Annotated in this window: 6 protein-coding genes; all 6 read right to left on the bottom strand. The window is 48.9% G+C overall.

The annotated features are described in order from the left end of the window. Positions 1–1,430: RagB/SusD family nutrient uptake outer membrane protein (locus VN105_RS04355; protein ID WP_325638296.1), on the bottom strand; the 1,430-nt coding region annotated here is incomplete at its 3' end. Positions 1,431–1,470: 40 nt separating this feature from the next. Further along, positions 1,471–4,461, bottom strand: a complete 2,991-nt coding sequence (locus VN105_RS04350; protein ID WP_325638294.1) for a TonB-dependent receptor — start codon at positions 4,459–4,461, stop codon at positions 1,471–1,473. 135 nt (positions 4,462–4,596) lie between these two features. Next, a complete protein-coding gene (locus VN105_RS04345) occupies positions 4,597–6,612 on the bottom strand; it encodes a carbamoyltransferase family protein (RefSeq protein ID WP_325638292.1) in 2,016 nt (671 codons plus the stop codon). Between the two features lie 3 nt (positions 6,613–6,615). Further along, positions 6,616–6,765 carry a DUF5989 family protein gene (locus VN105_RS04340; protein ID WP_185937295.1) on the bottom strand — a complete coding sequence of 50 codons (150 nt, stop codon included), beginning with the start codon at positions 6,763–6,765 and terminating at the stop codon, positions 6,616–6,618. 21 nt (positions 6,766–6,786) lie between these two features. Next, positions 6,787–7,176 carry an SxtJ family membrane protein gene (locus VN105_RS04335; RefSeq protein WP_325638288.1) on the bottom strand — a complete coding sequence of 130 codons (390 nt, stop codon included), beginning with the start codon at positions 7,174–7,176 and terminating at the stop codon, positions 6,787–6,789. A 2-nt stretch (positions 7,177–7,178) separates the two neighbouring features. Further along, positions 7,179–9,233 carry a hypothetical protein gene (locus tag VN105_RS04330; RefSeq protein WP_325638286.1) on the bottom strand — a complete coding sequence of 685 codons (2,055 nt, stop codon included), beginning with the start codon at positions 9,231–9,233 and terminating at the stop codon, positions 7,179–7,181. Between the last annotated feature and the right edge of the window lie 17 nt (positions 9,234–9,250).

The raw sequence follows: 9,250 nt of genomic DNA, 5'->3' as shown, positions 1-9,250 counted from the left end.
TTCAGCGGCAGGTCCTTGAACTCGTTCGGATCGCGGCGGGCAATTACCTGTGGCAGTAACTGCAGGCGAACAATATCGAACCAGCGTTGTCCGAACTCACCGGCAAATTCATATTTACGTTCTGCCACAACGGAGTCGCGGAAGGCAGGAGCGGCCAGCCCTTTTTTGATATCCGGCAAACCGGCGCGGCGTCTTACCCTGTTCAATGCCTGGTAAGCATCATCAGAAACGGTATTGGTAGCCATGGCAGATGCTTCGGCATAAATGAGCAGTGTTTCCGCAAAACGTACCACATCAGTTGTTTTATTGGTGCTGGCATTAAAGCTCACTACTTTGGTAGGTGTTTCAACAATACCATCGCCTACGCCATAGCGGAATTTATTGTAATAAGGGTGTTTGGTTGCTGTTCTCGGATCATCCCAGCTTACCACACCATATTTGTTACTCTTGATCTGTGTATGGAAGGTTTCATCGGTACGTTTGCACACGGGTGCATCTTTGAAGTAATTGATTTCAGGGAAGAAGTCGTCCCATCCGCCTTCATCATCAGGGATACAGGTGGCGCCAAAGGAACGGTTAGGCAACTGGCCGCCTACATTGTATTCCAGGCCAAATACAGATTCAATGTTGTTGTTGGTTTTGAATACATCCAGGTAGTCGGGCACCAGGTCAAATTTATTGGCGTCCATCACCGCTTTCGCTTCTGTTGCAGCCAGGCTGTAGTTGGAGGTCTGGTTAACCGGCCAGCCGGCCATAGTCAGGTATACGTTGGCCAGTACTGCCCTGGCAGCGAGTGCACCCGGTCTGCCTACATCTACACCGGCAGGCCACTTGTCCGGCAACATGGAAGCAGCTGCTTTCAGGTCGCTGATGATCTGCTCGTATACTTTAGCGGGCTCCTGTCTTACAGGCACGGTTGTAATTTCTGCCGGACCGGTAACGATCGGCAACGCGCCGAATGTTCTTACCAGGTAGAAATAGCAGATACCTCTCAGGAAGTAAGCTTGTCCGCCGGCATAAGTGCGCGCCTGGATAGCTTCAGGAGATGTAGCAACTACCTTTTCGAAATTGGAGATCACGTTATTCGCCTGGTAAATGGTATTCCATGGTCCTTCCCATCCGGCACGGAGACTGGAATTGGTGGAAGTGCCCTGGAGCCGGTCAAATTCACGGGAATCTGCCTTATTGGAGGCAGGGTGAGTGGTAAGGTCATCTGATCCGAAGTAAGCGGTCAGTTTGCTGGTAAAACCCCAGGCGCCATCTACTGCCAGCGCCCTGAAAGCAGAAGTAACCGCGCCATCCAGTTCTGTTTGGGTGTTAAAATAATTACCCGGCGTAAGTGTTGCTTTTGGATCTTCCTTGAGCTTCACGCAGGATGATACACCGATCATGGCTGCAATAGTTAAAGGAAGGAAATATTTTTTGTTCATAATAGTAATTTTTAGAAAACCAGAATCCTTTTCTTTTCAATTATAGGCCAAGTCTTACACCAATCGTATAGGTTTTGGGATTAGGTACGGTACCTGTTTCCAAACCTTGTGTAATAGCATTGGTGGCATTGGTTACTTCCGGATCATAGCCAGGGAAATTGGTGATGGTCCAGATATTCTGTGCACTGATATAAACATCCAGGCTGCGTGCATGTATTCTGCTCAGCAGGCTGGCCGGGACAGCGTAAGTCAGGGAGATGTTTTTCAGCTTGATGTAGCTGGCGTCGTATACATAACGGCTGCTCTTGATCTCATTCTGGTTGCCATAAGTAGGTACATCCGTTTGTTTTTCGGGTGTCCACATATCCAGGATGGCAGCGCTGGTAGCGTCACGGGCATCTCCAAGTCCGCCCATGATATAAGGCTGGCTGAAAGAGAACATCTGGTTGCCATGTGTACCCTGGAACATTACGTTGAGGCTCCAGTTTTTGTAAGCGAAGTCGTTGATGAAACCGAAGTAATATTTAGGCATACCGTTACCGATAGTGGTGAGGTCGCCACCGGAAAGTTTCTTATCTCCATCCAGGTCGGCATATTTTGTATCCCCTGGTTGCTTGCCGTATAAAGCGGCTTCGTCTTTCTCATTACTTTTCCAGGTGCCCAGGTATTTGTAACCGTAGAAGGTACCCAGCGGTTCGCCTACCTTGATAATAGATACACCTTGCTGTGCGGACCCAATACCATTTACGATGATATTATCCTGGCCGCCCAGATCCAATACTTCATTTTTATTAAAGGAGATATTGAAGTTGCTGGTCCATTTGAAATCTTTATTCACTACCGGCATACCACCGATGCTGAACTCAATACCGGTGTTTCTCACACTACCGATATTGCGCTGGAAGCTTCCGCCACCGTAATAGAAAGGATTATCCGTGGCATAGAGCAGGTCTGTAACTTTCTTATTGTAAGCATCTGCCGTGAAAGTTAAGCGACCGCGCCATAATTCCATGTCCACACCCACATCATAGGTAGTGTTCTTTTCCCAACGCAGGGAGCTGGACACCGGTGTACCCAGCGGCGTGTTTACGCTTGGCGTGCTGCCGTCAAAGTAGTAAGGCTGTGCTGTTCCGATCTGCGCAATGGAGGAATAGGCAGGTACTGCCTGGTTACCTGTTTGCCCGTAGCTGGCACGAAGCTTCAGACCGGTGATCACTTTGGAATTAGCCATAAAGCCTTCCTTATCTACTGCCCAGCCCAATGCTACTGCAGGGAAAGTGGAGTACTTGTCTACCAGGTGGGAAGATCCGTCTGTACGTACAGACACCGTTAACAGGTATTTGTCGTTAAAGGCATAGTTGACCCTTCCCATGTAGGAGATCAATGCATCCGACCAGTAACCGCTGGTGGTAGTTTGTGTTTTTCCCAACCCGAGGTTCCAGTAACCGAGGCTGTAGGTAGACAGCTGGTTGGCCTGCGCAATGGTATTATTATTCATTTTAGATGCCTGTTCTACCAGGGCCGTTACGGTAAGGGAGTGTTTGCCGAAACGGTTGTTATAGGTCAGGAAGTTGGAGTTCTGCCAGCTTCTGTAACGGGCGTTCTCCACTTTCGCATAGTCGTTATTGTTATAGGCTTCGTTTGTTCCCGGCGGGAAAAGCGATTGCGTTTGCTGGTTCTGTAATTCATAACTGTTATTGGACGTAAATGTCAGGTGATCGATGATACGATACGTGAACACACCGGTAGCAGTTAAGTTGGATGTTTTTCCGTCTACAGAACGGCTCATCATATTCTGCAGCGGGTTGGTAGCCAGGGAAGCAAATTTCGATCTCCCAATGTAATTACCCTGTGCATCTTTTACCGGGCTGGTAGGATCCCACATGCTGGCCTCCGCAAACGGATCGGTGATATCGCCGGAGAAATCGGTGTTGTGCGACTGCGGCAACAAACCCGTGATATTCACTTTCAGGTCCATTTTGCTATTCAGTTTCACATCCACATTTGCTCTCAGGGTATGTCTCTTATAACCGGAATTTACCAGCAAGCCCGGTTGATCAAGATAGTTATAAGAGAAATAGTATTTCACATTGTCAGAACCGCCGGATACTGCCACCTGGTAATTCTGGGCCAATGGCTTTTGTGTTAATTCATCCTGCCAGTCGGTACCGCCGGGGTTATTTTTAAAATTGGCCAGTTCTGCATCTGAAAACGGGTGACCAGTTCCGGCAACATCTCCTTTCAGGTTTACCTGCTGGGCAAACTCGTAGGCATTCAACAGGTTCAGTTTCTTTGGCAAAGAATTTCTGCTTACCCAGCCACTGAAATCTACTCTTGGTTTTCCTGATTTACCACTTTTAGTGGTCACCATTACCACCCCGTTAGAACCCCTGGAACCGTAGATAGCAGTAGCAGATGCATCTTTCAGGATTTCCATGCTTTCAATGTCGCCTGGTGAAATAGACTCCAGGTTACCGCCAATGTAACCATCAATTACATACAGCGGATCATTGCCACCGGTGATAGAGCTGGCCCCACGGATCCTTACGCTGATCCCTTTACCAGGCTGGCCGCTGTTGCTCTGTACCGTAACACCCGAAGTGGTACCTTGTAAAGCCTGTTCTACCCTTACCAACGGACGTTTGGCAATGTCAACCGCTTTCACGGAGCTGGTAGCGCCGGTTACGTCGCTCTTTTTCTGGGTACCATAACCCACTACTACCACGTCGTTCAGCGACCTGGCATCTGTTTTTAATGTAATGGTCAGATTGTCGCCCGTAACTGCCACCTCCTGTGAGATGTAACCGATATAGGAAATAATCAGTACCGGGGAAGTGGTTTCGCCGGTGGCAATCTGGAAGTCGCCTGTACCATTTGTTGGACTTGAAATGTTGGTACCTTTTACCCTTACAGTTGCGCCGGGAAGTGGCTGGCCGGTTTCATCCAGCACTTTACCCTTTGTCAACTGCTTTTGTGCATAGGCCTGTAACAGACCCGATGCGAGGAGCATCAGCAATAGTAATCTTTTCATAACGCGAACGATATTTCGATTGATAAGAAAATAATGATTGCAAGTAAGCATCAGCGGCCTAACAGCAGCGCTAATAATGAACTAACTGTGTTATTAATGTGATGTTTTTTTAAAAATTTCTTTTAGAAAGATGTATTAATCCAATTCAAATGATTTAAACAACTCCTTTGGCAGTGCGGGTTGCCGGCGGCGGTCAAAAACATAATGACCTATTACCAGGTAATCCATTTCCGTTCGCATAAAAGCAAGCCATGCATCTTCCGGTGTGTTTACTACCGGCTCTCCCCTTACATTAAAAGAGGTGTTGATCAGCACACTGCAACCCGTTAGTTTTTTAAAACTATTAATAAGTAGATGCAGCTTTGGATGAAGTGTATGATGTACGGTTTGTACCCGCGCAGAATAATCGAGATGTGTAACAGCGGGAATGCAGGAGCGTTGCTGCAGCAGGCGATCAGTAATAGCTGCCCCCACAGGCGGCAGGTTGCTGTTCTGTGCTTTTTGTGCAGCGGCAGTGCCTTGCTGTACTTCACTCAATGAGGAAGCAATAGTATGTGTAGCATCAGTGCCTTGTTCTGCTTCACTCAATACGGAAGCAACGTTTTGTGTAGCAGTAGTAAATAATGTATAGGAAGAAGTGTTTGCAAGGGGAATACGTTGTGCTTCCTTTAATGTAGTGGTGAATAACATATAAGGAGATGCGCCGGCATCGTTAAAATAAAGCGCTGCATCTTCCGCCAGTACTGCCGGGGCAAAGGGCCGGAAGCTTTCACGGAATTTTATTTTCCGGTTGAGTTGCTGCTGCATACCCGGCTGCCGCGGATCAGCAAAAATACTGCGGTTGCCCAGTGCGCGCGGGCCAAACTCCATCCGGTCCTGGAACCAGCCCACTACTTTTCCGTTTGCCAGGTGAGCGCTCACGGTATGTGTAAGCTTTTCAAAGTCCGGCTCGTGCACGGCTACTGCTGCATAGCGGGCCAGCAGTTTCCGGATATCCGCGTCGCCATAGGCGGGGCCAAGAAAAGCACCCTGCATGGCATCATCTCCCTGGAAAAAAATACGCGCCTGTTCCATTCCTATATGATAAGCTGCATATGCAGCGCCCAATGCACCGCCGGCATCACCGGCAGCAGGTTGTATCCAGATATCCTCAAAAATACCTGCGGCCCTTATTTTATTATTGGCTACACAGTTCAGCGCTACACCGCCCGCCATTACCAACCGCCGGCTGCCGGTAATATCTTTTGCGGTTTGCGCCAGCGCTACTACAATGTGTTCCATCACCTGCTGAATGGCCAGCGCCAGGTTCATATGCTCCTGCGTGATGGCCGATTCCGGCTCCCGCCTGCACATGCCGAACAGCGCCTCCCACAACGGCGTGGCCGTCATTTTCAACCCCGTGGCAAATTCAAAATAATCCATATTCAGCAGGATGGAGCCGTCGTTTCGTATATCCACCAACGTTGCCAGGATCTTTTCCCTGAACACAATGGTTTGCGGATCATCAGGCAAGCCGTAAGGCGAAAGCCCCATGAGCTTGTACTCGCCGCTGTTTATTTTAAAGCCCAGGAAATAAGTGAAGGCCGCATACAACAACCCCGGGGAATGCGGAAAACGCAGTTCCCGCAGTATTTTGATATCACTGCCGGCGCCATAGCAAATGGTGGTGGTAGCCCACTCCCCTACGCCGTCTATCGTAAGGATCGCGGCCGATTGAAAAGGCGAAGGATAAAAGGCACTGGCGGCATGCGACAAATGATGCTCCGGGAAATACAGCGGTACTTTTACCGTGGCGCTCAATGCGCGGAACTGCCGCCGCAGCATCTTCTTCATAAACACCTTTTCTTCCATCCACACCGGCATAGCAGTGATAAAACTCCGCCAGCCCCGTGGCACAAAAGCATGATACGTTTCCAGCAGCCGTTCAAACTTCAGCAAAGGCTTATCATAAAATGCCACTGCGGTAAGCTCATCGAAAGAAATGCCGGCCTCCGACAATACATATTTAATAGCCTGCACCGGGAAAGCAGCATCCTGCTTTATACGGGTAAAACGTTCCTCCTGGGCAGCCGCAATAATGTGACCGTCGATGAGCAGCGCTGCCGCACTGTCGTGATAAAATGCCGATATGCCCAGGATAATTTTTCTCAATGCTTAAAATATGGCATAAATAAAAGGCGCCAGCGCAGAGGCGCTTGTTAATGCTACCAGCGACGCCAGCAGCAGCAACACGATGATCAGCGGAAGCAGCCAGAACTTTTTCCGTGTCTTTAAAAAGTAGAGCAGTTCATGCAAAAATTCCATGACGTATGAATAATGATGGTTTTAAAATGTATGCTGCAGATCTTCTTTTGTATACACATGATTTCGTATATCCATTACCGATCCTTTATCTTTCTTAAACCTGCGCAGCTGTAAAGTATCTTTGCGCATCCACTTCCGCCACATACCCACCGGTATTACCACCACTATAAAAACAAGGGTAAGCAGTATGCGTACGTTTATTTCTCCCAATACCTTTGCCAGGCCAAACCACACCACCGCCAGCGGGTACAACAGCCGGGGCGCCAGCAACGTGATAAGCAGGAACAGCAAGGCAACGGCCACAAGCCGGAAGTCGCGGTAGTAAAGCGATACCGCCAGCATGGCTGCTGCAGCCACCTGTCCGGATTCCATGCATTGCTGCCGGCTGATATGCGTGATCTCTTTCCACATAACTATACTTTTTTCAACTGGCTTTGCATATTGAGTGCATCCCTGTTACCGGGCGATGCCTGCAATACTTTCTCTATGTACAATTCAGCGCCGTCTTTATTTCCCATGCGGTAATACAAACCCGCAATCCGGTTGAGTACGGCTATATTTGCCGGTTCCCTAGCAGCTACTGTTTGCAGCTCCAGGATCTGCAACAGGCAGTCTTTCACCGGCAGCAGGTTTAAACGCCGCTCGTTATGATCAATGGCGTAGTTCAGGTAAGGCAGGGCTTTGCCGGCATCATCCTGTTTCAGATAAAGCACAAACAGCGTCCTGGCCACATCAAATGCGGGCGACAGGGCAAACGCTTTTTTAAAATAGAAGATGGCTTCTGCCGTATTATCCAGCTTACCATTGTAGTTGCCGGCTTCTTCATAATACGCCGCTTCAGTAGGATGCTCCTGTACCCATGCTGCCATTATGGTAGCTGCACGGGCAAAATCACCGTTTTGATTGTAGCCGTTATACAGCTGCTGTAATGCCGCTTCCCAGGAGGTTTTCCTGAAAGCAACTTCGTAGGCCAACTGCTCTTCTGCACTGGAAATCAACGTTGTATCGTGAACCTGACCTGTATTAAAAGGCCAGCTTCTTTTAAGGTGCGCAATTTTATAAGCACCGGAAAGACTATCAATTACCGTGATGGGCATGGCATGCCGCAGCTGCGCGAAGCTCATGGCGCTGTCGTTGGGCGCTTTAAAAAGACCCTGTTTTTTCATGGTATTGTAGAATCCATCAGACAACAACGCGTAGCCGTTGAGGTTAGGATGCACATGTTCCAGGATCAGGCTGTTCCCGATAATATGCCCGGGGCTGGCGGCTTCAAAGGCGGCATTGGCATCCACCAGGTGGGCGTTTTTATATTTGCTGCACAGGTCCAGCAGCACTTTATTCAGTTTGGAAGGCGCGCGAAAACGGAGCCCGTCGAGGTCCCGTGCCTTGTCGTAGTACGTTTTAGCAGCGGTGGTGTCGCCCTTCTGGAGCCACAATTCCCCCAGGTAATAATTACAGCCTGCATGTGCGTTGCAGCTGTTTTCCGCAGCAAGGAAATACTGCAGTGCGGCCGTAGAATCGCCTTTGGCAATAGCCTGTTCTCCCTGCCGGTAGGCGGTACCAAAGCCGGGGTATTTTGTACTGTCGGGAGCTATACTGATAAAAGGGAACAGGTCTTTTTCGGTAGACACGAGGTTACTGATAAACACCGGTACTTTGGCTTCGTCCAGCATACGCAGGGTATTATCCATGTTGTTGGTGAACTGGGTAATGCCCCTTTCATACATGGGGGATCCGAAAGGGATCTGTTGTTCTGCCACCATCATTTCCATACGGGTTTTACCACCGCCTTCCGTACCGGAAGGTTTCAGGGAGGAAACTTTGTGGAGCGCATTGGCCATGAGCTGCGTAATACGGAGCTTGCGCAATTGCAGCACCAGGTGCACCAGGAAAGAATTGCCTGCAACTTTGTCCGTACTGCCGGTGCCCAGGCAGCCATAATATTCGTTGTGCCCGGTATAAATAAGCACTGCATCGGGCTGATACGGCAGTAATTCTTTTGCGAAACCTTCTACAGTATAGGAATTAACGCCCGTTAATGAAAGATTAATGATCTCCAGGTGCTTGTCGGGGTTGGTATGCATCAGCCGGAACTGCAGCCAGCGGTGAAAGGAGCCGTTGTGGAAATAAGGATAACCAATGGTAGTGGACTCTCCCAGCACAAAGACGCGGAGCGTGCCGGAATCTTTTACCTGTTTAAATAATTCGCTATTCCCTTTGGTGGCGATATCGGCATTGGAAAAATATTTCAGGGAAGCTGCAGGATTGAGCTGGTAATAACCGGGATGCTGCGGAGCCGTAATAAAAAGTTGCAGGCTGTGGCCGTAATTGAATAACCGTAGTCCTGCCTCCACTCCACCTATTATTAAAAAGGGAAAAAGAATGCTGATGATTTTGATCACCAGCATTCTTTTTTTTCGTAATAAAACGGCCTGAGTGCCATAGTCGTGGAATCTTGTCTTATTCATTACAATGCAATTTATCC

It is taken from the genome of Chitinophaga sp. (assembly GCF_035564935.1).
Lineage (GTDB): Bacteria > Bacteroidota > Bacteroidia > Chitinophagales > Chitinophagaceae > Chitinophaga.
Note: the sequence above shows the minus strand (reverse complement) of the source record. Positions and strands in the feature narration are given on the sequence as shown.